The sequence below is a fragment of the Limnospira fusiformis SAG 85.79 genome, from assembly GCF_012516315.1.
Lineage (GTDB): Bacteria > Cyanobacteriota > Cyanobacteriia > Cyanobacteriales > Microcoleaceae > Limnospira > Limnospira fusiformis.
In genome coordinates this window covers 3556016-3581095 of the sequence record NZ_CP051185.1, presented here as the reverse complement: position 1 = coordinate 3581095, position 25080 = coordinate 3556016, and the positions used below count along the sequence as shown (strand labels likewise).

At 44.9% G+C, this 25080-nt stretch carries 20 protein-coding genes and 6 pseudogenes; 5 read left to right on the top strand and 21 right to left on the bottom strand.

Going from position 1 to position 25080, the window contains the following annotated elements; translation table 11 throughout:
* Positions 1 to 165 precede the first annotated feature (165 nt).
* Positions 166 to 1032, top strand: a complete 867-nt coding sequence (locus HFV01_RS16845; RefSeq protein ID WP_193520230.1) for a pentapeptide repeat-containing protein — start codon at positions 166 to 168, stop codon at positions 1030 to 1032.
* A gap of 18 nt (positions 1033 to 1050) precedes the next feature.
* Here HFV01_RS16845 and hpsJ-A read toward each other — a convergent pair whose 3' ends face one another.
* The 14 genes and pseudogenes from hpsJ-A to HFV01_RS16775 all read right to left on the bottom strand — a co-directional run bounded on the left by hpsJ-A (position 1051) and on the right by HFV01_RS16775 (position 13354).
* Complete coding sequence (gene hpsJ-A, locus HFV01_RS16840; protein WP_006620333.1) at positions 1051 to 1794, bottom strand: HpsJ-like protein, cyanoexosortase A-associated; 744 nt, start codon at positions 1792 to 1794, stop codon at positions 1051 to 1053.
* Between the two features lie 35 nt (positions 1795 to 1829).
* Positions 1830 to 2486: a cyanoexosortase A system-associated protein gene (locus tag HFV01_RS16835; RefSeq protein ID WP_006669733.1), complete on the bottom strand. Its 657-nt coding sequence runs from the start codon at positions 2484 to 2486 to the stop codon at positions 1830 to 1832.
* Positions 2487 to 2491: 5 nt separating this feature from the next.
* The gene (crtA, locus tag HFV01_RS16830; RefSeq protein WP_006620331.1) at positions 2492 to 3358 is read right to left on the bottom strand and encodes a cyanoexosortase A; all 867 of its coding nucleotides are present in this window, start codon (positions 3356 to 3358) and stop codon (positions 2492 to 2494) included.
* A gap of 488 nt (positions 3359 to 3846) precedes the next feature.
* Positions 3847 to 3984: a hypothetical protein gene (locus tag HFV01_RS16825; protein WP_193520229.1), complete on the bottom strand. Its 138-nt coding sequence runs from the start codon at positions 3982 to 3984 to the stop codon at positions 3847 to 3849.
* A gap of 370 nt (positions 3985 to 4354) precedes the next feature.
* On the bottom strand, positions 4355 to 4519 hold the full coding sequence (locus HFV01_RS16820; protein ID WP_193520228.1) for a hypothetical protein: 165 nt from the start codon (positions 4517 to 4519) through the stop codon (positions 4355 to 4357).
* A 62-nt stretch (positions 4520 to 4581) separates the two neighbouring features.
* Positions 4582 to 4794, bottom strand: a pseudogene (locus HFV01_RS16815) (transposase); the annotation flags it as partial.
* Positions 4795 to 4913: 119 nt separating this feature from the next.
* Positions 4914 to 5789 (bottom strand): IS630 family transposase, encoded by an 876-nt coding sequence (locus HFV01_RS16810; protein WP_006669732.1) that lies wholly within the window; start codon positions 5787 to 5789, stop codon positions 4914 to 4916.
* A gap of 289 nt (positions 5790 to 6078) precedes the next feature.
* A protein-coding gene (locus HFV01_RS16805) for an IS630 family transposase (RefSeq protein WP_108614970.1) occupies positions 6079 to 6955 on the bottom strand; the annotation gives its coding sequence in 2 pieces (ribosomal slippage) (positions 6079 to 6624 and positions 6626 to 6955; 876 coding nt in all).
* Positions 6939 to 7136 carry a hypothetical protein gene (locus HFV01_RS16800; RefSeq protein ID WP_082113526.1) on the bottom strand — a complete coding sequence of 66 codons (198 nt, stop codon included), beginning with the start codon at positions 7134 to 7136 and terminating at the stop codon, positions 6939 to 6941. Before HFV01_RS16800 ends, HFV01_RS16805 begins: the two co-directional genes overlap by 17 nt.
* A gap of 336 nt (positions 7137 to 7472) precedes the next feature.
* The gene (locus HFV01_RS16795; RefSeq protein ID WP_006625930.1) at positions 7473 to 7652 is read right to left on the bottom strand and encodes a hypothetical protein; all 180 of its coding nucleotides are present in this window, start codon (positions 7650 to 7652) and stop codon (positions 7473 to 7475) included.
* Between the two features lie 816 nt (positions 7653 to 8468).
* Positions 8469 to 9134: pseudogene (locus HFV01_RS16790) on the bottom strand (IS630 family transposase); the annotation flags it as partial.
* Positions 9135 to 9392: 258 nt separating this feature from the next.
* Positions 9393 to 10058, bottom strand: a pseudogene (locus HFV01_RS16785) (IS630 family transposase); the annotation flags it as partial.
* A gap of 375 nt (positions 10059 to 10433) precedes the next feature.
* Positions 10434 to 12833 carry a GH116 family glycosyl hydrolase gene (locus HFV01_RS16780; protein WP_006626306.1) on the bottom strand — a complete coding sequence of 800 codons (2400 nt, stop codon included), beginning with the start codon at positions 12831 to 12833 and terminating at the stop codon, positions 10434 to 10436.
* Between the two features lie 50 nt (positions 12834 to 12883).
* Positions 12884 to 13354, bottom strand: a complete 471-nt coding sequence (locus HFV01_RS16775) for a GNAT family N-acetyltransferase (protein ID WP_006626305.1) — start codon at positions 13352 to 13354, stop codon at positions 12884 to 12886.
* Positions 13355 to 13449: 95 nt separating this feature from the next.
* Here HFV01_RS16775 and HFV01_RS16770 point away from each other — a divergent pair.
* Positions 13450 to 13929 (top strand): annotated as a pseudogene (locus tag HFV01_RS16770) (nuclease/transposase family protein); the annotation flags it as partial.
* A 164-nt stretch (positions 13930 to 14093) separates the two neighbouring features.
* On the opposite strand, the gene HFV01_RS16765 reads toward HFV01_RS16770, so the two are convergent.
* The 5 genes and pseudogenes from HFV01_RS16765 to HFV01_RS16745 form a co-directional block, all read right to left on the bottom strand.
* A complete protein-coding gene (locus HFV01_RS16765; RefSeq protein ID WP_006626303.1) occupies positions 14094 to 15272 on the bottom strand; it encodes an LptF/LptG family permease in 1179 nt (392 codons plus the stop codon).
* Positions 15269 to 15997 carry an LPS export ABC transporter ATP-binding protein gene (gene lptB, locus HFV01_RS16760; RefSeq protein ID WP_035759721.1) on the bottom strand — a complete coding sequence of 243 codons (729 nt, stop codon included), beginning with the start codon at positions 15995 to 15997 and terminating at the stop codon, positions 15269 to 15271. The genes HFV01_RS16765 and lptB overlap by 4 nt, the downstream gene beginning before the upstream one ends.
* Positions 15998 to 16137: 140 nt before the next feature.
* Positions 16138 to 16711 (bottom strand): annotated as a pseudogene (locus HFV01_RS16755) (LptA/OstA family protein).
* A 91-nt stretch (positions 16712 to 16802) separates the two neighbouring features.
* Positions 16803 to 17198, bottom strand: a pseudogene (locus tag HFV01_RS16750) (zinc ribbon domain-containing protein); the annotation flags it as partial.
* Positions 17199 to 17359: 161 nt separating this feature from the next.
* The gene (locus tag HFV01_RS16745; RefSeq protein WP_006626299.1) at positions 17360 to 18106 is read right to left on the bottom strand and encodes an RNA-guided endonuclease InsQ/TnpB family protein; all 747 of its coding nucleotides are present in this window, start codon (positions 18104 to 18106) and stop codon (positions 17360 to 17362) included.
* Positions 18107 to 18230: 124 nt separating this feature from the next.
* On the opposite strand from HFV01_RS16745, the gene glpK reads away from it, so the two are divergent.
* Entirely contained in the window at positions 18231 to 19748 is a 1518-nt protein-coding gene (gene glpK / locus HFV01_RS16740) for a glycerol kinase GlpK (RefSeq protein WP_006626298.1), read from the top strand.
* Positions 19749 to 19832: 84 nt separating this feature from the next.
* Here the strand turns inward: glpK and HFV01_RS16735 are convergent, their stop codons facing one another.
* Positions 19833 to 20603 (bottom strand): LemA family protein, encoded by a 771-nt coding sequence (locus tag HFV01_RS16735; RefSeq protein WP_193520227.1) that lies wholly within the window; start codon positions 20601 to 20603, stop codon positions 19833 to 19835.
* Between the two features lie 106 nt (positions 20604 to 20709).
* On the opposite strand from HFV01_RS16735, the gene HFV01_RS16730 reads away from it, so the two are divergent.
* Positions 20710 to 22410, top strand: a complete 1701-nt coding sequence (locus HFV01_RS16730; protein ID WP_193520226.1) for a TPM domain-containing protein — start codon at positions 20710 to 20712, stop codon at positions 22408 to 22410.
* Between the two features lie 15 nt (positions 22411 to 22425).
* Here the strand turns inward: HFV01_RS16730 and HFV01_RS16725 are convergent, their stop codons facing one another.
* Positions 22426 to 23823, bottom strand: coding sequence for a TldD/PmbA family protein (locus HFV01_RS16725; RefSeq protein ID WP_193520225.1), 1398 nt, complete (start codon positions 23821 to 23823; stop codon positions 22426 to 22428).
* 113 nt (positions 23824 to 23936) lie between these two features.
* On the opposite strand from HFV01_RS16725, the gene HFV01_RS16720 reads away from it, so the two are divergent.
* Positions 23937 to 24758 (top strand): Rpn family recombination-promoting nuclease/putative transposase, encoded by an 822-nt coding sequence (locus HFV01_RS16720; protein ID WP_006626293.1) that lies wholly within the window; start codon positions 23937 to 23939, stop codon positions 24756 to 24758.
* The last annotated feature ends 322 nt before the right edge of the window (positions 24759 to 25080 follow it).

The window sequence follows — 25080 nt, the reverse complement described above, 5'->3', positions numbered from 1 at the left end:
TAAGTATATATACCATTTAGCTGAAGGGGAAATTAGATTGATATGGCTCCCTATATATATCTCCAACCATCCATAATTTATTTTTATATAAATAAAATTGATGATATGATCGCCTCAGATATGTTTTATAACTACAAATAATCCCATAAATTGAGGGTAGTATGTATGTCCCAATTAGCAACTTTTAAAATTCCTGAATATTCAGTAGAATCTAAATTAGGGGGTGGCTTAACAGTGGTAAACCAGGAACAGTTAACCTGCTTGAGACGAGGGGTTGCATTTTGGAACAAATGGCGAGAAGATTACCCGGAAGTACAGCCGGATCTGATGAATGCTAACCTCAAAGGAATGTATCTCAAAGGGATTAATTTTAGAGAAACTAACCTCACAGATACGGATTTAAAAGGAGCCTATTGTTTAAAGGGAAGTTTCCAAAATGTTGAGGGTGATCAAGCTCATTTTGATGGTAGTTATTTGAAAGAGGCTGATTTTACTGGGGCTTATTTGCAAGGGTCAAGTTTTAAAGGTGCTGACTTGCGAAATGTCAATTTTACTAATGCTCATTTGGTGGGTGTAGATTTTCGAGGTGCTGATATTCAGGGTGCTGATTTTAGTGGCGCAAATCTTTACCGATCGCAATTAATGGGAGTGATCGCCAGTGAAACTAAATGGTGTAAAGCTAATCTATTAAGTGCTAATTTATTAGGTACAGACTTACGGTCGGCTAACCTGGAAAATGCTAATTTAACTCGCGCTAACCTCGAAGAAGTAAATTTGTCAAATGCTTTAGCTTTCCATACAAATTTTGAGCAAGCTACACTGACCGGAGTATGTATAGACCAATTAAAGATTAATAATCAGACTAATTTCCGGCGGGCTGTCTGTGATTTTGTTTATCTGAAAGCTGATAGACAAGGGCGTTATCCTTTCCCTTCTAATTATCAATCTTTAGAAGAAGATGCGATCGCACTAATTTCTCGGATTTCCTCCAAGTTGATACCCATGCGATCGTCTAGTTCTTCCCCCGTTTAATAGTCGCTGAGTAACTGCTTAAACTTTTTTCCTAGCCCAAGCTGTTCCTCTCCAAATAGTCACAAATAAGACACCGGAAACCAAAGCCCCTATATTCCACTTAACCGAATTTTTGAAGAGGGTAATTCTGCGGTTTCTGCGGGTTTGTTCTGCTTCAATTTGAGTCCTTTGCGCCGTAGTAGACAGAAAACCAGAAAGCTCTTCTTTAATTTGGTTCACCTGTTCCCGGTTTTGAATATCAGGAGAGCGTCCTTGGGTATCCAGACGGCTGATAAGTTCCCGCATTTGGTCTTCTGATGTGGTCTGTTCTAACTGCTGCTGAACCGTTTGAATATCCGTGATGCGTTGTTCCACTTGACTATCAATTTGCTCACTGCTTTGTTGCTCAATTCTCAGAGTGTTGAAAATCCCTAGGGGAACCATTAAAATAAATAGTACACCTAACAGTAAGGAAAACCAGGACATGAACATTAACAAAGGTTCTTCAAATCGACCTCGTAAATTGCGTTCCCCAAAGAAAATAAACACCAGAGAAATGAGAGGAACAGCAGACCTTTCCACAATCCCCCCCATAGTTTGAAACTCCCAAACCGGGTTCATAAGTTGGGGAGGAAGTATAATGGTGAGCAAATCTAGCATTGATAAAAATAATAACCCGTAGCCAACCGCTCGCAGGGGAGGAATAGTTTTTAACAGGTTAGAGCTGAACTTCCAAAGTACCTCTATTTTATCATTAAGAGGCTTGCCATCAGATTGAGTCATAGGTTTAAAAGTTGGTAAATTGAGAACGGGTATAATCAGCGCTCAAGTCGAGGGAAACGAGGATGCCACCACTGATACCACACTTGCCAAACTTCCTCTAAAATTGGGTAAGTTTCCTCAAAAGAATTATTGGAAATTGGCAGTGATAAATGAGACCACAAACATCGGTGATCTCTTAGGGGTTCTGCTCCCATGATAACTGGTATAAGTCGGGAAAAGTGTAAGTCATAGGTATAGCGGTTTTGAATGAACTGTTCGTAGGTGATAGCACTAGGCGATCGTGGATTAATACAAGATCGAAGGTAGACACGGTAATTGTCAACCGAAAGGCTATAGGAACCTGTATTATTGGTGCGAGTTAGTGTCGGAAATTGTGCCGTAACAGAAGCATCCCTCGGATCATACTGGCGAAACAGTTTTTCATTGGGATGAGGATGATCAACATATCGCATTTCTATCTGTAGAATTTTATCATTCTGCTGATAACGATAAGTATTTCCCCAGGGTTCTGTCAGTGCTTCACTTTCCTGATGCTGCCATCCAGGTAAGGGGATGATCGCCGGAAAGGTAAAGAGTTCGACAACTTGTTCAGTAGTTTTCTGGGGCTCTAGGATTGATTTTCCTAGAACTATAACTACTCCCCCAAATGTTAGCACAAGTAATGAAATTCGCAAATTTTCCCAGATTTTCATAACATTTATGGGCTGAGGGTGTCTTGATTAGTTGGTGGTGTATCCTGTTTAATCATAAACCAACAAAAACAGCCAAACAATGCCACCGAAATCATAGAAAATATCAGAGAACCTTCTCCGACGTGCCAGTAATCAACTGCTTCGGGTTTTTGGGCATTAGCCAGCACAGCTAATAAGACAATCCGAAATCCATTGACTACAAAACTAATTAATACTGCTACCACGGGAATAATAATTTTTTTCCAGAGTACCTCTAGGGGAAACATCACCAGAAATAGCACTGATAATCCTAACAGGTAAAACATTCCTTCTAACCCGGAACATCCCATATTGACACTCACTCCTCCCTCCGGTAGCATGACGTTAAATTTATCCAGAGAAACATCAGCCCCAGCGTACCATAAAATTAAGGCGGCAAATTTAGCGGTAATACCTGAAATATCTACTAACGGCCAAATAAATACTTTGGGAACACCCAGAAAAAATAAGATTGTTAGTTCCCGCCAGTATTCCCGAAAGCCACTAAAACCGGAAGCTATTAGTGTCCAGCCCAGGGCTGATATAAATGGCGAAATCCCTAACCAGTTAGAAGTAGGACGGGTAGCGCTTTTTAGCAACACTATGGCAATTATTAGCATCCCTAATAAGGTGGCCCAGGGGCTGCTGGTTTGCTTTGCTAATTCCTGGATTTTCTCCCATACCAAGGAAGATGCAGATAGCCAAAACATGATACTTAGTGCCAAAAAACTGACGTTATTACGATGATAAATTAGGGTGAGGTGAATTGACATTAAACCGGCGGCGATCGCCATCAGCCAAAATTCTGACTGTTTCCAGGATTGAATTGACAAAAAATTAGGTGTGTTCATCATCAATTTTTTCCCAAATATTACTATGGTGAAATACTCTAGCCATTATCTATCGGATACTAGGACATTCATCAATGGGGGTAATTTCCTACAGATGTAGATGTCTGGGTTGTCAATAATAGCCTAGCTAGATTATAGCTGGAAGGGGGGATTTATATAGCGATCGCCTGGAGAATATAATCTCTCAACAGATAACTATATGGCTGTAAGTCTCAAATACTAAATATTATTATGATTTTCTGATAATGTTGGTGCGAGACGTTCAGGCATGAAATAGGGTTGAGATACCCGAAATAACCTCCTGGTGGGAATTTCAGCCCCTTGGTTGAATATAAGGATCTCGCTCCTGACCATCCCCATAACTGTTTATATGTCCCAACGTTTGGAAAGACAACCTTCCAAACAAGGCAGGGGACTCAAGGTCATAAACAAACTGTTTTGATTGGAGAGTGTAGACTCCATGATATAGCAGGGAGTAGAGAGTAACGGCGTTAGCCACCCCCAGTTTTGGAAATCATAACTCCAGGATTGAAGCGGGGAACGGAAGGCGTGAGGTAGAACTCACTACCAAGATGCGACCACTGCCAACCATCCATGATTAGGGAAACCGAATGTCTGGCTTGAACCACCGTCATCAGTAAGCAGCGAAATAGGTTGATACGCTGCGTTCAAAAGAACAAGGGGAAAAGAAGAGGTTTCGACACACCATCTTCACAGACTTTTAAAAGTACCCCGGTGGATAGGACAAATCTAACGATGGAATGCCCGTATAAACGGAACGTTGTAACCCCTCTAATGCTCTGCCCATCAATAAGTGAGCAATATTACTCACAGGCAGTAGTGAAAAATGTAAGCGTATGGTGCGAGACGTTCGGGTATGAAATAGGGCTGAAATGGCCGAAATCACTACCCGGTGAGGATTACAGCCCCGAATTTGGATATAAGGAGCGCACTCCTGACCATCCTCATAACTGTTTACATGTCCCGACGCTTAGGGAACTAAGCAAGGCAGGGAACCCAAGGTCCTAAGCGAACCGAGAAATCACAGAGCAGAGGGTAACGGCGATAGCCACCCCCAGTTTTGGGAATCATAACCCCAGGATTGAAGCGGGGAACGGAAGGCGTGTGGAGGAGCCTACCTCCTACTCGACCACTGCCAACCATCTATGATTAAGGAAACTGAATGTCCGACTTGAACCATGGTAATATAGCACTAGTCAATACGGTTAGGACGCAGTCTTGAGAACAGAATCCATGGCATCATGGAAAGAACCAAACTGCTCAATACAATGGCGAATGCGGGCTTTCAACCACGACCAACATTTCTCTATCTTGTTGAGGTCTGGCGAATAAGGCGGAAGATAGAGTAAACGGCATTGAGCCGCCTCCACCAGTTCAGCAATCCGCCCCCCTTTATGAAACGTTGCATTGTCCAGTACTGTGCGAGACGTTTAGGAATGAAATAAGGCTGCAATGCCTGAAATAACCTCCTAGAGGGAGATAGACTGACTCGACCCAGTTTACCCCCTAACTGTATATATAGCACTAGTCAATACGGTTAGGACGCAGCCTTGAGAACAGAATCCATGGCATCATGGAGAGAATCAAACTGCTCAATACAATGGCGAATGCGGGCTTTCAACCACGAACAACATTTCTCTATCTTGTTGAGGTCTGGCGAATAAGGCGGAAGATAGAGTAAACGGCATGGAGCTGCCTCCACCAGTTCAGCAATCCGCCCCCCTTTATGAAACGTTGCATTGTCCAATACTAGAGTCTGACCTGGCTTCAATGTTGGAATTAAGATCAACTCCAACCACAACTCAAACACTGTCCGATTACAACAACCCTCAAAGGTAAAGGGAGCTAAGAGTTGTTGATAACACCATGCGGCTATATAGCTCACCCTGCCCTGCCTCTTCCCTGATTTGAGGGCATGGAAGCGTTTTCCTTCCTCGCAGTAACCATAAGGGTAATCCGAGTCCTGACTATTCATGCCGGCTTCATCGAGGTAGACCACTTCTTGTGGCTCCATCTGTTCAATCTGAGCCATAAACTCCTCTCGCTGTTGCTTCCAACGTTCTTGGTAGCCGTAAGTTTTTTTTCTGGTGAAGCCAATTTTCTTCAAGGCTCTGGATATGGTGCGAGGAGAGATGTCGTCATCCCAAAGTTCAGCCATTTGAGCGGAGGTTTTGTGGCCATGCTCTTGGGCAAAAGCCTTGAATTTGTGCCAGTCGGTAATTTGGTGGCTATGACCAGGTGGGCGATTAGGTTTAGGGAGGAAGTCGCCGGTGTGTTCTTTTCTTTGCAGCCAGAGATTGATGGTGTTCCGGCTGACATGGAAAACTTGACTGGCTTTGGTTTTGGACATACCGTCTAGTTCAATTGCATTGATAACTTTTTGTCTAAGGTCGTAACTGTAGGGGGCTGGCATTTTTGGTCTTCTTAGTCATCTCGTCCTCTCCATTATACGTCCTAACTTTCCTGTCTGGTGCTATATGTTCCGACGCTCGGTCTAAAACGAGCAAGGCAGGAAACTCAAGGTCAATCCCATTTTAAGAAATAGCAATATACCGTCCAAGTATACTTAGGAGGAGTATTAAACTCACTTGGGGCGATTATGGGAAAGAGTAAAGGCGGTAGCCACCCCCAGTTTTGGGAATCACAAACCCAGGATTGAAGCGGGGAACGGAAGACGTGATGTATAGCATTAGTCAAGGTGGTTAGGACGCAGCTTTGAGAACGGAATCCATGGCATCATGGAGAGAATCAAACTGCTCAATGCAGTGGCGAATACGGGCTTTCAGCCACGACCAACATTTCTCTATCTTGTTGAGGTCTGGCGAATAAGGTGGTAGATAGAGTAAACGGCATTGAGCTGCCTCCACCAGTTCAGCAATCCGCCCCCCTTTATGAAACGTTGCATTGTCCAATACTAGAGTCTGACCTGGCTTCAATGTTGGAATTAAGATGAACTCCAACCACAACTCAAACACTGTCCGATTACAACAACCCTCAAAGCTAAAGGGAGCTAAGAGTTGTTGATGACACCATGCGGCTATCATACTTACCCTGCCCTGCCTCTTCCCTGATTTGAGTGCATGGAAGCGTTTTCCTTCCTCGCAGTAACCATAGGGGTAATCCGAGTCCTGACTATTCATGCCGGCTTCATCGAGGTAGACCACTTCTTCCGGCTCCATCTGTTCAATCTGAGCCATAAACTCCTCTCGCTGTTGCTTCCAACGTTCTTGGTAGCCGTAAGTTTTTTTTTCTGGTGAAGCCAATTTTCTTCAAGGCTCTGGATATGGCGCGAGGAGAGATGTCGTCATCCCAAAGTTCAGCCATTTGAGCGGAGGTTTTGTGGCCATGCTCTTGGGCAAAAGCCTTGAATTTTTGCCAGTCGGTAATTTTGTGGTTATTGCCAGGTCGGTGATGAGGTTTAGGGAGGAAGTCTCCGGTCTGTGCTTTTCTTTGCAGCCAGAGATTAATGGTGTTCCTGCTGACATGGAAAACTTGACTGGCTTCTGTTTTGGGCATACCGTCTAGTTCAATGGCATCAATAACTTTTTGTCTGAGGTCGTAACTATAGGGGGCTGGCATTTTGGGTCTTCTTAGTCATCTCGTCCTCTCCATTATACGTCCTAAGTGTTCTGTCTTGTGCTATAGAACATACTACTAAAGGCGACCACTGCCAACCATCCAGGAGATTAGGGAAACCGAATGTCTGGCTTGAACCATCGTTAACAATGGGCAGCGAAATATGTTGACACGCTGCGCCCAAAAGGGCAAGGGGAAAAACAGGGAATTGAAACGGTTACCTGTACAGACCTTTATAAGTACCCCGGTGGATAGGACAAATCTAAAGATGGAATGCCCATATATACGGAACGTTTAAACCCCTATTAGGCTCTCTGCGAGCACATCTCGTAGAGTAGTGAAAAGTGTAAGCGCATGGTGCGAGACGTTCGGGTATGAAATAGGGCTGAAATGCCCGAAATAACTACCCGGTGAGGATTCCAGCTCCGAATCTGGATATAAGGAGACCTCTCCTGACCATCCTCATAACTGGTTATATGTCCCGACGCTTAGGGAACTAAGCAAGGCAGGGAACTCAAGGTCATAAACGAACTGAGAAATCAGGGAGTAGAGAGTAACGGCGATAGCCACCCCCAGTTTTGGAAATCATAACTCCAGGATTGAAGCGGGGAACGGAAGGCGTGAGGTAGAACCTACTACCAAGACGCGACCACTGCCAACCATCTATGATTAGCAAGACCGAATGTCCGACTTGAACCATCGTAATACACTAGCAGCGAAATAGGTTGACACGCTGCGCTCAAAAGGGCAAGGGGAAAAGTAGGGGGTTCGTGCGACTACCTATACAGACCTTTAAAAGTACCCCGGCGGAGAGGACAAATCTAACGATGGAATGCCCATATAATCGGAACGTTGTAACCCCTCTAACGCTCTGCCTATAAACCAGTGAGTAATGCTATTCACAAGGCAGTAGTGAAAAATGTAAGCGCATGCTTAGAGGGTGAAGGATGTGACCAGAAGCTAAAGCCCAATTGTCATGGTTGGGATATGCCCACAGGTCACGGTGGGGATATAGATACTGCGGTCAGTAAGAGTATAATGGCGAGGACGAGTTTAAAGACTACGTGGTGCATATAGCTCTGAACATCGAAGTAGAAAGCAGGTCTCTTGATTCTGCTCCTTTGACAAATAGGGTATCCACACCAGGAGCCGTGTGATGGGAAACTATCAAGCACGGTTCTGAATGGGAGAGGGTGAAGGTGACTTCACTCTCGACCCCTAACCCCATAAGGGGAAAGGATGTGACTAAAAGCCAATGCCTAACTGTAATGGTTGGGATATGCCCACTAGTCACGGTGTGGATATAGAGACTGCGATGATGTAAAAGTGCATGACGTGAGCGAGTTTAAAGACTACGTGTTGTATATAGCTTCCTAAAGTTGAAGTCACAAAAGCAGGGATTTGTCACCCTGTTCCTAATGACAAATAGGGTGTCCACATCAGGAGCCGTGTGATGCGAAAGTATCAAGCACGGTTTTGAATGGGAGTTGGGGAAGGCGACTTCCCTTTCGACCCCTACCAGAGTTTGACCTGGCTTCAATGTTGGAATTAAGATGAACTCCAGCCACAACTCAAACACTGTCCGATTACAACAACCCTCAAAGGTAAAGGGGGCTAAGAGTTGTTGATGACACCATGCGGCCATATAGCTCACCCTGCCCTGCCTCTTCCCGGATTTGAGGGCACCGAAGCGTTGTCCTTCCTCGCAGTAACCATAAGGATAATCCGAGTCTTGACTATTCATGCCAGCTTCATCGAGGTAGACCACTTCTTGTCGCTCCATCTGTTCAATCTGAGCAATAAACTCCTCTCGCTGTTGCTGATCACCTTCTTGGTAGCCGTAAGTTTTTTTTCTGGTGAAGCCAATTTTCTTCAAGGCTCTGGATATGGTGCGAGGAGAGATGTCGTCATCCCAAAGTTGAGCCATTTGAGCGGAGGTTTTGTGGCCATGCTCTTGGGCAAAAGCCTGGAATTTCTGCCAGTCGGTAATTTTGTGGTTATTGCCAGGTGGGTGATTAGGTTTAGGGAGGAAGTCTCCGGTCTGTGCTTTTCTTTGCAGCCAGAGATTAATGGTGTTCCGGCTGACATGGAAAACTTGACTGGCTTCTGTTTTGGGCATACCGTCTAGTGCAATTGCATCAATAACTTTTTGTCTGAGGTCGTAACTATAGGGGGCTGGCATTTTTGTTCTTCTTAGTCATCTCGTCCTCTCCATTATACGTCCTAACTTTCCTGTCTGGTGCTATAAAAGTGCATGACGTGAGCGAGTTTAAAGACTACGTGTTGTATATAGCTTCCTAAAGTTGAAGTCACAAAAGCAGGGATTTGTCACCCTGTTCCTAATGACAAATAGGGTGTCCACATCAGGAGCCGTGTGATGCGAAAGTATCAAGCACGGTTTTGAATGGGAGTTGGGGAAGGCGACTTCCCTTTCGACCCCTACCAGAGTTTGACCTGGCTTCAATGTTGGAATTAAGATGAACTCCAGCCACAACTCAAACACTGTCCGATTACAACAACCCTCAAAGGTAAAGGGGGCTAAGAGTTGTTGATGACACCATGCGGCCATATAGCTCACCCTGCCCTGCCTCTTCCCGGATTTGAGGGCACCGAAGCGTTGTCCTTCCTCGCAGTAACCATAAGGATAATCCGAGTCTTGACTATTCATGCCAGCTTCATCGAGGTAAACCAACCCTTCCGGCTCCATATGTTGAATCTGAGCAATAAACTCCTCTCGCTGTTGCTCATCACGTTCTTGGTAGCCGTAAGTTTTTTTTCTGGTGAAGCCAATTTTCTTCAAGGCTCTGGATATGGTGCGAGGAGAGATGTCGTCATCCCAAAGTTGAGCCATTTGAGCGGAGGTTTTGTGGCCATGCTCTTGGGCAAAAGCCTGGAATTTCTGCCAGTCGGTAATTTGGTGGCTATGACCAGGTGGGCGATTAGGTTTAGGGAGGAAGTCGCCGGTGTGTTCTTTTCTTTGCAGCCAGAGATTGATGGTGTTCCGGCTGACATGGAAAACTTGACTGGCTTCGGTTTTGGGTATACCGTCTAGTTCAATTGCATTAATAACTTTTTGTCTAAGGTCGTAACTGTAGGGGGCTGGCATTTTGGGTCTTCTGTAGATATCCTTGCCATTATACGTCCTAACTTTTCTGTTTTTTGCTATAGCTCTAAAAGTTGAAGTCACAAAGCAGGAAGTTGTTACCCTGTTCCCGATGTCAAAAGGGGTATCCACATCAGGAGCCGTGTGATGTGAAAGTATCAAGCACGGTTTTGAATTGGAGTTGGGGAAGGCGACTTCCCTTTCGACCATAACGCCACAAAATAGTTGGATGGCTGACGCACCAGAATAATTAACACCCTTGGTGGGTCAGACGACCACAGTAATCATGATTAGACATGGGTAGGGGGTAGGGTGCGTCAGATAGAATCATCATGATGGCCACAAATAGTTGGATGGCTGACGCACCAGAATAATTAACTAGGGGTGTTGTATTTGATAATACATAGCCCAAATTGCCATAGCGCGGAGATAGTGACTAGCGCGGAAAGTTCCGGCGGCGGTAATAGCTTCTGGGGTGCGGAACTGGAGGCCGTTTTGATATACTTGAGTGATCACGGCTTCGGCGAGTTGAAAAGCCTCTTCTTTCATCCCCATTTGAATAAAGAAAGCGCCCAGACCGAAATTAATCCCAGTCCATACCTCTAGGGGGTGGGTATCGTTAGGATTCATGGGTTCTCCGGTAGTTCTGACACCGTTAGCGGCTCCAAACTTGCCATTATGAAAATTCTGGAAGCAGGCTTGATAAATGGTTTGTAGCGCCACTTGTGCGCGATGTGGCGGGACAATATCGGGCAAACCTAATAAAGCGGCATAAAACTGACCACAAAGTTGATCAGCCATGACGACATCAGATCCACTCTGACTGTCGAGATTGTAGTAGCTACCATTCCAGAGAGTTTGGTCATAAAGAGGTTTAGCGGTCTCTAGCCAATTAGTCCAGGTAGCGATCGCCTTAGTAGTATCTGGAGTGAGATCACGATTATGGGAAAGTAGGATATTTGCGATCTCAATAGCGGCTTCCAAAGCGGCTAACCATAACCCCCCACAATAGGCGCTAATCCCCACCAGTCGCCAATCATCAAAAGTCTGATCTGGTGCGCCGCCATTTTCTGGGATACCATCTTGATCGCGATCGAAGGTTTTGAGATAATCGAGAGTTTCGACGATCGCCGGCCAACATTCTACCAAAAACTGAATATCATCAGCCCCTGTCAACAGATAATCGCGATAGACCTGCAAGACAAAATCACAGGGTAAATCTTTCCACAAATTGCAATCCTGATAACTGGTGTAGTTAGTCTTTTCCCAGGGATGTTCATTAGGGGCCCCCAAGTCATGGGGAGTCGCCCCAGCCGCTTTCCGAATAGCTGAGGCTTGATTATAACCAATAATTCTGGGGGTATGATCAGCAGTAGCGATCGCCTTAGCAAAAGTCCGTATCACCGATTTTTCCAATTCTGGCCAGGACATCAACAAGCCAAAGGACCCATACAGGCGCACATCGAGACTTTCATACCAACGATAATCCAAGCATTCGAGGACAGCAAACCGTCCCCAAGGTTGATCCTCATCTGTAGCCGTCCATAGACTCCCCCCGTCCGTCAGTAGATAAAGTTCATTAAACAAAGCCATTTTGAACCAAGGGGGTAAATCTTGGCGATTGAGAATTGGATTTTGCCATGCTTCAATATTCTCACGCCAGGTGTCGGAATGCTTCATAGCTGTCCGAATCATTGACCAAGCGTTACGACCATTGCGCCCAAAAAAATCGGTATAGTGGCGGTAGTAACTAACTCCCGCCTCAAACTCACACACGGGTAAATCCCAGGCGATAAAAAAGGGAATTTTGCGAATTTTTCCGGGTCTGAGGATACAGCGGACCGCCAAAGCCGCGCCAATTCTTTCACCTTCAACGGCGGGTCTGTCATCCTGTATATCAATCAGGGACCCATCCTTAGAAAAATATTCCCAAATATCGTAACCATTACCGTTAGGGTTCCAGCGATTGTGATAATATACCTCAACGGCGGGGTTAGAAATAGTGGCGATCGCTATTTGACCCTCCCCTTCTCTCGGTTGGTCATTAATATTCAAGCGAGTCATCACACAACCAACACGGTGGAAGTCTTCGACAAAGCGATTCAAATTATCCTGACTATCTCCCCAGCGGGGCTGATATTCATAGACGGGACTACCATCATCGCGGACCTTGACCGTGGGGTTTTCTAAACTATTGGTAAACCAGCCGATAGTATTTTCCCAGGTTAATAAAATACTGAGGATAATTAGTTTATCGGTCGGGTTGTGGGCTATCCACTCAAAGACAGCAATAGGATAACTGGTTTCTTGGTAATTTCCCCCCCACACTGGGGAAAACTGTTCACAGGTTAATTGAGTTTGAAAGACGTTTTCATAAACAAACCAACTGCGGGGGTAAAGGGCGTAATAGGTTCCGGTTTGGGTATGTTGATCGGAAGTAGGATACCAACTCCATGCTGATAAGCTACCATCTTGGGGAGGCTGGGTAGATAGGGCGTAGGCTTGTCGTTTACCGTCGATTTCCTCAAAAACGCTAAATTGACAGCCAGGAAGGGGGCGAAAGATATGTTCCCCACCATCAAGATGCCATAGATTAAAGTCTCCCCGATGAGACCGACCAATGCAACCCGCGCCAAAACCCCCTAGAGGCATTCCATGAAAGGGACCATCATCTAAATTACTAGGGTAGCGTACTGTATAGGGTTTTTCCCATCCTAGGCCTATGGGACGATTCCAAGTATAGGGGGGAATATTTACGGTTGGGGATGGATATTGCATAGCATTGAATCGTTAAGGGTAGGATAGAAGTTAACTGCGGACCGGCGGGTTTAGCGTTTCATACGGACAAAGGTACAGGGATAGCCAGAAACAGTATTTTCAAAGGTTTCGACTTTGACAAATCCGGCTTTTTCATAAAACCGAATGGCGTTTTTATTCCCCGCCATGACAATAGTCCAGGCTGGGGAACCGATTAAATTAATCGCCAAACGCAAAAGACGGCATCCGATACCTTGGTGTTGATAATCTGGATCGATGTACAACAGGATAATATAGCCTTGGTAGATTGCCATAATCCCAATGACTTTTTTGCCATCACAGGCGACAAACTTGCGACAGAGGGGGAAAATACGGGCGATATAGGGATTTTCTGACAGGGGTCGCATCCCTCTTAAATCACAAGAACCGGCAAATTCGGCGGGTTGGGCGCGATCGTGAACTTGACAGACTTGTTGCCAGTCGCGATCGCGGTAGGGACGAATGGTAATCTGGGAGGTAACAAAATTGGGAGTTGTGGTCATTGATTAATTATCAAAAAATTGGGTCATTAACCTCGTCCTTATAGGACGACTTTATGCGTGTACTAAGATAAGGTAAGTTGCAAATGGTTCATGCCATGATTGTATACGAGTTCAAAGTCAAAGGGAAAGACAAGCAATATCAAGCCATAGACGAAGCCATTCGTACTAGCCAATTTATTCAAAACAAGTGCTTGCGCTACTGGATGGACAACAAAGACATCAAGGTAGACAAGTACGCATTGAATAAATATTGTGCAGTATTGGCGACTGAGTTTCCTTTTGCCAATGAACTCAACTCAATGGCTAGACAATCGGCTGCGGAACGTTCTTGGTCTGCCATAGCCCGATTTTACGACAACTGCAAGAAGAACATTAAGGGTAAAAAAGGTTTCCCTAAATTTAAAAAGAATTGCCGTTCAGTTGAATACAAATCATCTGGGTGGAAGCTGTCAGAGACTCGAAAAGCGATTACCTTCTCAGACCGGAAAGGAATCGGAACTCTGAAGCTCAAGGGAACTTACGACCTTAATTACTATGACATCAAGCAAATTAAGCGAGTGCGATTAGTGCGACAGAGATATCAATGCCGCTATCAACATTTTCAAGTTAGGACTCAGTACGGTAGGGCATACCGGAACTCACGCGCTCAGGAGATTTGTCCTCTTGGGCGGTTGGCGCCAGCCTGCTGTCTAACGGCGAGTCTGTGAATGTGGAATCCCCACGCCTTTAGTGGGGAGTGTCAATCCGCACTCCGGTACAACAAAAAGCCAGATACTCCTAAACCCAACATTGTTGGTAGCCAAGCTGCCATAAACGGGCTAAGAATTCCTTTCTGGCCCATTGCACCGGTGATAAAAGAGAGTAAATAATAGGCAAATATAATCATAACGCTGATTCCGAAGCTGGTGGCGCGGTTGGTGCGTCCTGGACGAGAACCGAGGGAAGACCCCAGCAGTCCAAACACCACACAGACAAAGGGAAGGGCGTATTTTTGTTGAATGCGTACTTTGGTTTTGAGGATTTTGGCTTGATCGCCACTGAGTTTCATCAATTCTAGGTATTCTTTGGTTTGGGCGATATTCATTTCCCCATAGTCGCGGTCTTGGCTGGCTAAGTCTAGGGGAACACGGGAAAGATATAATTGTTTATGGTCGAAGCGGGCAATATTACGATAAGAACCATCTGGGTCTACAATATAAACGGTGCCGTTATAGAAATCCCAGGTGCTTTCTTCGGGGTTCCAAATGGCGGTTCTTGATGAAATAATTTGGGTGATTCCGGCGCGGGAACGATCTAAAATGGTGACTCCTGACATTTTGCCATCGGCAAATTCTTCGGCATAAAAAAGCCGCCTTAAAACGTTAACGCGGCGGTTAGTACCCTCGACGCTTACCCTTTCATATTCTGGGAAAAAGATGTTAGTTGACCTGATATTTAGTGCGTCTTCATTGAGAGATTTTTGCAGGGTAATTGTAGCCTGAAAGTTGGCGGCTGGTACGATTATTTCATTAAAGGCGAAAGTCATCCCGGTGACGAAAAAACTAAAAATAATTGCGGGAATTACGAGGCGATAAAGACTAATGCCACAACTGCGAATGGCAATTAATTCACTATCGCTAGACAGTCGCCCATACACCATCAATGTGGTTAAAATCATTGACATGGGAAAGGCGAGGACCATAAAATCAGGCATTTTTAACAGGAATACCTGAAAAGCTACACTGACCGGAAGTCCCGATTCTGCTACGCGGCGGACTAATTCAAATACAGTCCCGACGGTGACAGCAACTGAGGTAAATAATCCTACCCCAAAGATAAAGGGAGGTATCAATTCTTGGATGATGTAGCGATCTAACACCGATAGGTTGGGTAGTAGCCATCGAGTTGAAGGTGTAGACTTGGTAATGCTTAATTTCATAATTGAAAACTATCGCCAAGGTAATACTGTCGCACTAGGGGATTGTTGTAAAGTTCTTCTGCTACCCCTGATGCAAAAATCTGTCCGTCTCTCATGATATAGGCGCGATCGGTAATGGCGAGGGTTTCGCGAACATTATGATCGGTAATTAAAATGCCCATATTCCGATCGCGTAAATCGGCGACAATGGCTTGCATCTCTGATACGGCGATCGGGTCAACTCCCGCAAAGGGTTCGTCCAATAGCAAAAAATGGGGCGGTAATGGCCCTGATGCTAAGGCGCGGGCTAATTCTGTCCTGCGTCTTTCACCCCCGGAAACTTGCACGCCTAAGTTGTTAGCGACTTTTTCTAACCGAAAATCCTGCAAGAGACTGTTAAGCCTATGTTCCCATAGACGGCGGGGGACACGGGTTTGTTGGAGAATTAACAGAATATTGTCGCGGACACTTAGATGTCGGAAAATACTGGCTTCTTGGGCTAAATACCCTATACCTAGTCTAGCCCGTTTGTGTATCGGTAGGTGGGTAATATTGCGATCGTCAAGATAAATACGCCCCTGGGTCGGCTTTTCTAATCCAGTGGCTATATAGAAGGTGGTGGTTTTTCCGGCACCATTCGGACCCAGTAAACCAACAATTTCTCCCTGGGAGATAGATAAATTCACGCGACTAACAATAGTGCGCTTTCCATAGGACTTATGGATGTTTTCCAGCACGATTTTCATTGCTGTTTGACAAAATTTGAGTATAGCGCGACGGCTGTTAACGGTGATATAGATAGTTATATCAGGCAACGGACAACAGAGATTACAGGCAACAGAAATATATTCCTGATTATATTCCTGATTACCCATCAGGTTGAATTCTACGGGGAACCTAAAGGGGTTTGAAAGGCGGGTAAGGGGTTAAATGGTTGAGCAGGCAGCGTTGTTTTGCTCGCTGGTGTTGTCGGGAAGCAGATAAATTGACTCGACCTGTCCGCCTTGGCGGGGAGTGGCGATAAATCGCCCTTCATCAATTAGATAGGTGACGGTTTCTCCTCGGATAGTGTTGCCATTTTGTAAAACTAAAACATTCCCGCTCAGGATGATGCGACGTTCCTGGCTGAAGTATTGGGCTTGGGCGGCGGTGGCTTGAATTTGACGGGCGGGGTAGTCTATTTGTACGTTTCCCCTAGCGGTGACAATTCCGGTGTTAGCATCGGCTTCCTGTATATCGGAACGGACGGTCATGGCTTGACCAGAACCTCTGGGACTTTGGGCGTTACCTGGATACGGGCTGAAGATACCCCCAGTAGATAAAAATGGAAAGATGGCGATCGCTATTATAACTCCCAGTACATGGGTAATTTTGGGGCTACCAGAACTACAGCCAGACACGGACTGTTTCCACAATAGCAGTTGTAGGTGTTTGGGTAATCTATTCATCAGCATGATCATGTGTGAGGACGACGATAGGAGTATTGAACCCTGATAACGGCCGGCGGTTTCATTATGGCATTAACACTGACTATATTGGAAACTGATACATTTACGCGACATTTTTCCGGTTGTTCCCGGACAATGCGACGATAGCACTATTACCGGTTAAGGTAACAGAGGCGGTATCCCGCAAAGCTTTTAGAAAGATTCCAAAAGCACCGTTCCAGTCCCTGGGTAGAGTGAACCCGCACTCAGGACATCGGAACACTTTTGAGCCACCTAGCTGGGAATGCATCTGACCACAGTGAGTACAGGTTTTGCTGGTGTATTCTTCCGTCACATCTACAACTGTGGTTCCAGTTATTTCCCCTTGATGTCTCAGGGTTAGTTTGAATCGATAATGCGCCCATGTCAGCATGGCGCGGGCAGTCTTAGACCTGATTAGACGCTTCACCTTGGCAACCATATTGGAAGTCTCGAAGGGGGGCCAAAAAATCAGGCTGTGTTATGGGATGGCCAGGGATGCGACCCAATCAACCAAGGGGTTGAAGTCCTCACCGGGTAGTCCCCACGCCCATTTCAGCTCTATTTCATACCCGAAGGTCTCGCACCATACTTGGTATTATACCGTATTGCCGTAAAATGTTAACCTAATTTGAGATTAAATCATGCTCTCAAATGCTCGCGAGCATACCGATTCCTAGCCTTGTGATAGTTCTGGGACTGAGGTTTTGCTCCTTTACGAAACTTTCGAGATTTCCGCCTATTCGCACGATTAAGCTGCTTTTCAGCTTTTCTGTAGAACTGAGGTGCCTCTATTACACTGCCATCACTGGTGGCTATGAAATATCGCAGTCCCATATCTATCCCAATAGCTTTTTGACTGGGTTTTGTCTGCACTCGACAATCTGCTTTGATGCAGAACTGAACATAGTACCCATCCGCCCGACGGACTAGCCGAACCCGCTTAATTTGTGATTCGTCATAATGGGCTAAATCATAGCTACCAATCAAGCGCAACTCGCCGATAGCAAAACCATCTGTAAACTTAATACGCTTAGGTTCAAGTAGCTTCCAGCCAGAGGTTTTGTACTCTACTGAACGAGAGTGTTTCTTAAACTTAGGATACCCTACTGGCTTGATGCCTTTCCTACAGTTCTCAAAGAACCGGCTAATTGCATTCCAAGCGCGTTCTCCTGCCGCTTGACGAGCCATCGAGTTGAGTTTTCTGGCAAAAGGAAATTCCTCAGCTAACTCTTTACAGAGTCGGCTGAGGTCGTACCTGCCAACCCCTTGGTTATCCATCCAATAGCGCAAGGCTTTGTTACGGATGAATTGAGCCGTCCGAATAGCCTCGTCTATGGCTAAAGCTGGTAGCGGTTTGGTTTTTGCCTTAAACTCAAGTACAATCATGCTGTGATGTTAGCACATCTAGCCTAAGGCGACTAAAGTCGCCGTTGTTTTTCATCCCCGCGCTGAAGCAATGGGGCTTTCAAATGATCGTGCTAGTTTCGTAAGTTTTTTCAAAGAAATGCTCATGACTACATTAAATACTCAATATATTTTAGCCCTGGATTTAGGCACAACAGGCAATCGGGCGATTTTGTTTAATGCTGAAGGTTCCATCGCAGGTCAGGCTTATAAAGAACTTACACAACATTATCCTCAACCTGGTTGGTTGGAACATGACCCGCAACAGATTTGGGAAGATACGTCAGAGATGATGCAACGGGTATTTCGGGATACGGGGATTTCTCCGACCCAAGTGCAAGCTATTGGTTTGACGGTGCAGCGCGAAACCTGTATGTTGTGGGATAAGACGACGGGAGAGCCTCTTCATAATGCGATCGTTTGGCAGGATCGCCGCACGGCTGCTAAATGCCGAGAATTAGCCGAGCAAGGAAAGGCTGAGGAAATTCAAGAACGCACAGGATTGGTGGTTGATGCCTATTTTTCGGCAACTAAATTGGCTTGGTTACTTGACTGGGTAAAACGAGAAAAGCCCCATGTTAATTTGGATAATGTCTTAGCCGGAACTGTGGATACCTGGGCGCTATGGAAACTTACGGGGGGAAAGGTTCACGCTACAGACCACAGCAACGCCAGCCGCACTATGTTAATGAATTTGGATCGGGGTGATTGGGGTCCGGTTTTGCTAGATTTGTTTGGTATTCCTCGCCATATCATGCCGGAAATTAAACCCAGTATCGGCTTTTTTGGTAAAACTGACCCGAATCTATTGGGGGTGGAAATTCCGATTACGGCTATTTTGGGAGACCAGCAGGCTGCTTTATTTGCTCACGGTTGCGACCAGCCGGGGATGTTGAAATGTACCTATGGGACGGGATGTTTTTTGATTTCTCAGACTGGGGAGATTTTGACGCGATCGCATAATCAACTTTTGTCTACTATGGCATGGACTCAACAGCAGGGAGACCGCCCGATTTCGGCAAATTATGCCCTGGAGGGGGCTATGTTTACCACCGGCGCTTGTATTCAATGGCTGCGAGATGGAATTAAATTGATTGATTCGGCGGCGGAAACTGAGGGATTGTGTCGCCAGGTTCATGATACTAATGGAGTTTATTTTGTGCCAGCCCTCAGCGGTTTGGGAGCCCCTCACTGGGATATGAGTGCTAGGGGTGCTTTTATGGGTATTACTGGCGGTGTACAGCGACAACATTTGGTGCGATCGGTTTTGGAGTCGATCGCTTATCAAGTCGGTGAGGTCGTGGAAGCTATGAATAAGGATTGTCAAACTTCTATTTCTCTGCTGAAGGTTGATGGCGGCGCTTCCCGAAATAATTTTTTGATGCAGTTTCAAGCCGATTTGTTGGGTATTCCTGTCGAACGTCCCGCCATTTTGGATGCTACCGCCCAAGGGGCCGCTTTTGGTGCGGGTTTGGCGATCGGTTTTTGGGATAGTTACCAGGATTTGATTTCTCGCCGCCAAGTCGATCGCATATTTGAACCCGGAGGAGGCTCCGCACAGGCGCGCGATCATTTTATTATGTGGACACGCGCCATCAGTAGGGCTAAAAATTGGGTTGATTAAAAATCCCTTTTTTATCATAAATATCCGATTTTGTCAACCTCCTATAGGATTAATTTTGACTAGATGGCGGTTGACTTTCTGCTTTTATTCAATCTTAGGAACCTGGGTATTTTCAGCGCGAAAAAAAGGCTTTTCCTCAAAACCAAAAATAGCAGCAACTATAGAGTTAGGAAAACGTTGGAGGTATTGATTATATTCTTGGACAGTTTGGTTATATCTTTGTCTTTCAGTAGCTATGCGGTTTTCTGTCCCAGCTAATTCATACATAAGACCGATAAAAGCCGGGGAAGAACCCAGTTGGGGCTGGCTGACTACATACTGATTAAATTGCCCAATAGCTAAATTCATTTCATCATTAGCTACTAATTTTTCCGATGCAGAATTGGCTTGTAAAAACTGTTCCCTCGATTCAATTAACAGGTTAATAATTTGCTGTTCGTGTTGTGCTTGTGCTTGAGTTACAGCTAATAAATTAGGAATTAAATCAGCCCGCCGCTGGAGTTGGTTTTCTACTTGACTCCAGGATGCTTGGGTTTGCTGATACCTGGCTGAAATTAAATTATAAGTAACAATAGTCCATAATACCGTTACTACTGCGAAAACTATCCCCCCTAATGTTAACCCAGATTTAAGTTGGGTGGCTTTTTGTTGGGCGATCGCTTCTAGTTGGCGCTGTTTCTCAATTTCGGCGATCGCTTTTTCGATAAATTCTGGCGGAATAGAAACCTCCGCACCCGCTTCCTGGAGTTCGGCGATCGAATAACTATCAATAGCTTCCTGATACAAGCGAGAAGCCACTTCTAACACTTCTGGCGCGAGTCTTTCGGGAATATTGCTATCAGCAGCATCATTCATCAATCTTCCTCTCCCCCAAAAATTAAGTTTTCTTAAAGAATTGCTCCTCTGCTGATTGTAGGTCCTTATAATATCACATAACTTGCTGATGAGTTAACCTGGAATTATGAAAATTAACAGTATCCAGCGCTACGGTCGCATTTTAGGAGTATGGTGCTTAGGAATTCTCTGTTTTAGCATCATCCTGATATCACAGCCTTCCGTCAGTTATAGTCTCACTCCCTCAGAAGTTCCTAATCCTCAAGAAGTATATGGGGGATGGGTGACAGATATGGCGAATGTTCTCAGCAATGAAACAGAAGACCGATTAAATCAGATGATTTTTGAACTCGAAGAAAAAAACGGGACCGAAATTGCTGTGGTGACAGTTCCTGAAACCGGGTCTTATCCTTCCCCTAAAGCCTTTACCACTGCACTATTTAATCATTGGGGAATTGGTAAACAGGGTCAAGATAACGGTCTTTTATTTTTAACATCTGTAGGCGATCGCCGTGTAGAAATTGAGACCGGATACGGTATTGAGAGAGTTTTACCTGATGCGAGAGTCGGGCGAATTATTGATAATCATGTAGTTCCTTATTTAAGAAATGATAATTTTAATGATGGCATTTTAGCCGGAACTCAAGCCTTAATTCAAGCCGTAGAATACCACGTTTTTGATGCCAGCCTTCAACCCCCTATAGATATCCCTAATTTAGTTTGGTTTTTGACAGGTTCAGCCGGTTTATTATCATGTACTTTTTATAATTTAGCCAGCCGTGAAGCCCAAAAACCTATTTTGGTTAAGCCTGGAGACTATCAGCGGATTACAACATTTGACCCCAGTGAAACTGGCGCTTATACTTATGTCCGCTTAGGTATATTTTGTGTATTATTTGCCTTAACTGCTATCCCCGTATTATGGATGTTGTATCGAACCCCACAATTAGCTCCATTTTCAGGGGTGGCTCTGATAGCTATATTGTTTATAAACCTGGTGGGTAAAGCGTATAAAAAAGCGTATAAAACTATCTTAGTATCAATGACCAAAATTAATCGGCCCACCAAAATTAATCAGCCCACCAAAATTCATCAGCCCACCAAAATTTATCAGCTCATCATTATGGCATTCTGTGTAGGTATTTTGTCCATAGGTTTCTTTTTTTGGTTAATTTTTGGGTTAATTTTTTGGTTAATAGGGTGGTTAATATCCTATCAAGAATCATGGATTGGCATAATTAAATCGGGAATAATTATCACATCTCTAATTAGTTTGATTGGCTGTTTTACCATCAGTTCTCAACTCATTGAATGGCGTTTTAAGAAAAACAAAAATCAGCGTTCATTCCGTCCTGTTTATAATACTGATTCACAAGTTTTCCTAGAACCCTTAGAAACCGCAGAACTCCAACCCCTATTAACAGACCATGAACAGGTAGCCGCCAAACTCGGAAATGTTAGTTTTGAGGCGTGGTGGAGTCCTGAAGTAGGCGCACTGAGTCGCGATACTATCTATCTAAAAGCCTACGTTAACAAGCCCAGCCATTCAGAATGTCCTATTGGTAAAGAATTAACCGTAACCAGCACATCACAAACCGTCGTCTCACCCACTCAATATAGTACAGGACTCCTACGGATTACCTATCAATGTGAATGTTGCAACTACAATACAAAAACCGACCACACAATTCCCAGCTTATCATCATCCTCCAGTAGTGGTGGAAGTAGCGGTAGTGGTGGTGGCAGTTTTGGTGGGGGTAGTAGTAGTAGTGGTGGGAGTTTTGGTGGGGGTAGTAGTGGTGGGGGTGGGGGTGGTAGTGACTTTTAGAGGCTTTTAATTAATTTATGATGCTTCTCCTCCCACAACCACATTACGGATACGCAAACTAGGACCACCGCAGCCTACAGGTAGCCCATTTTGACCTCCTTTTCCACAACCTCCCGACTCATCCCAATAGAAATCATCACCAATTTCCTCAATATCTGCCAAAGTGGTAAACACATTACCAGATAGGGTAACATCCCGGACAGGTTCCGCTAATTTTCCATTGCGAATCATACAGGCTTCTCCAGCACTAAAAGTAAACATTTCGCCGTTAGTCATTCCCCCCAACCAATTCCGTGCATAAACCCCCAATTTAATCTCACTAAACAAATCCTCGACGGGAGTATTTCCCCGTTCAATCCAAGTGTTAGTCATCCGTACTAAAGGGGGATAATGGTAATTTAAACAACGAGCATTTCCGGTGGGATTTTCTCCTAATTTACCAGCAGTTTCGCGGGAGTGTAGCCGTCCGACTAATCGCCCATCTTGGATTAATTGAGTTTTAGTAGCGGGGGTTCCTTCATCATCATAAAAATAACTACCCCGATGTCCTGCTGGGGATGCACCATCAAAAATTTGGAGGTTTTTCGGCCCAAATTCTCGCCCTAAAGTCATGACTTCCAAGAGGTCAGGATTTTCGTAAGCCATATCTGCTTCTGAAAGATGCCCAAAGGCTTCATGAACGAATAAACCGGACAAAATTGGGTCAATAACTACAGTGTAAATATTGCCCCGGACGGGAGGTAAATTAAGAGAATTAACAGCCCGTTTGGCGGCGCTGCGAACCTGATGATCAAGTTGGGTTAGGTCTTCATAGGCTGTTCTGGAACCTGTGGTTTCTCGTCCGGTCTGGACGGTTTCTCCGTGGCGCGCTGTGGCGGCAAAACGCATTTCCATATCTACCCAACCCTGTTCTAGTAAAGTCCCCTCAGAGGTAGCTAGGAGCATCCGTTGAGTGCTATCATTATAGCTAACAGAAATGGTGGTGATTTTGTCATCAACACTGCGGAGAATTTCTCCATAGCGATCGCATAATGTCTTTTTGTCCGACAGGGGAATATGACGAGGATCGGAACCGGTCAGCGGTAAAATATAGCTATCTTCAATAATCGGAATTGGCGCGAGGATAGTTTCTTCAGTACCAATTAATCGCGCGGCCATAATTGATTCTTGAATCCGGTCTTCTAGCTTAGATAAATCATTAAAACTAGCAAAACCCCAACCGCCTCGATAACAAGCGCGTACCTGTCCCCCTAAAGACAAACCCTCGCTCAAAGTTTCAATGCGATCGCCCCTTAATAAAATATTAGTTTCCTCTGATTCCTCAATTCGGATCGCTAAATAATCCACCCGATGACGATAGCGGGTAATTAAATCCTGGACTATAGTTTTGACATCTGCAAAGGTAGTGTTCATAATAGATAACAATATTGATGAATCAGTAGGTGTTACTATAACATTATTAGAGTCATATCAACCCATTTGCCAGGGTTCAATGAATTTCCGATCACCAATCTCGCCATAAGCCAGTGAAAACCGATAGCATATTTTACCGCATCTTCCAACAATACCCGCGCAGCTTCTTTGAACTGCTGAACCTTCCTCCCACAGAAGCTGATCAATATCAATTCACCAACCTAGAAGTCAAACAACTCGCCTTTCGCTTAGACGGGTTATTCTTTCCCAGTACCGACAACCCTAGCCAACCCTTTTATCTGACGGAAGTACAATTTCAACCGGACGATGACCTGTACTATCGGATTTTTGCGGAACTTTTCCTCTATCTGCGACAGTATCAACCCCCTTACCCCTGGAGAGTTGTAGTCATCTACCCTAACCGTAACACTGAGCGTGAAAAGTCTCAACACTTTAGCCAAATTCTCAACTCGGAAGCAGTGACCCGCATTTACCTAGACGAGTTGGAAGGCGAAAACGGCTTAGGGGTAGGTATCATTAAGTTAGTAGTCGCATCGGAGTCTGTAGCTATAGAATCAGCCCAACAACTGATTGAACAAGCTCAACAAATACTCCCACCAGCCCCCCTGAGACGCGATATCATTGATTTAATCGAAACTATTGTAGTCTATAAACTACCCCAAGCTAGTCGCGAGGAGATTGCTAGAATGTTAGGATTAACTGATTTAAAACAAACTCGTTTCTATCAAGAAGCCTTTACGGAAGGTCTCCAGGAAGGTCGCCAGGAAGGTCGCCTAGAAGGTCGCGAAGAAATCACGCGAAACATTGTCCTACGTTTGAATAACCTGGGTTATGCTTCGGAAGCGATCGCCGAAATTTTAGGCTTACCTATTGATGAAATTCTGCCGATTTTAGAAGATTCTAATGAGGGGTAAAATTTGCCAATCACTATTAATTAACCAGGGTTTTGGGTCAAAATAGGGAACCGATTACCTATCAAATAAATATCCCGAAAAGCTGTTGTTTAGGTAAAACTGGGTAAGAATTGGCAAGCGATCGCCGCCATCTTACCCTTAGCTATGACTGCATCGTAAGCAGCAAAACATCACCCGGCATTATTGTAGTCTATAAACTACCCCAAGCTAGTCGCCATGAGATTGCTAGAATGTTAGGATTAACTGATTTAAAACAAACTCGTTTCTATCAATCAGTAGGTGTTACTATAGCATTATTAGAGTCATATCAACCCATTGGCCA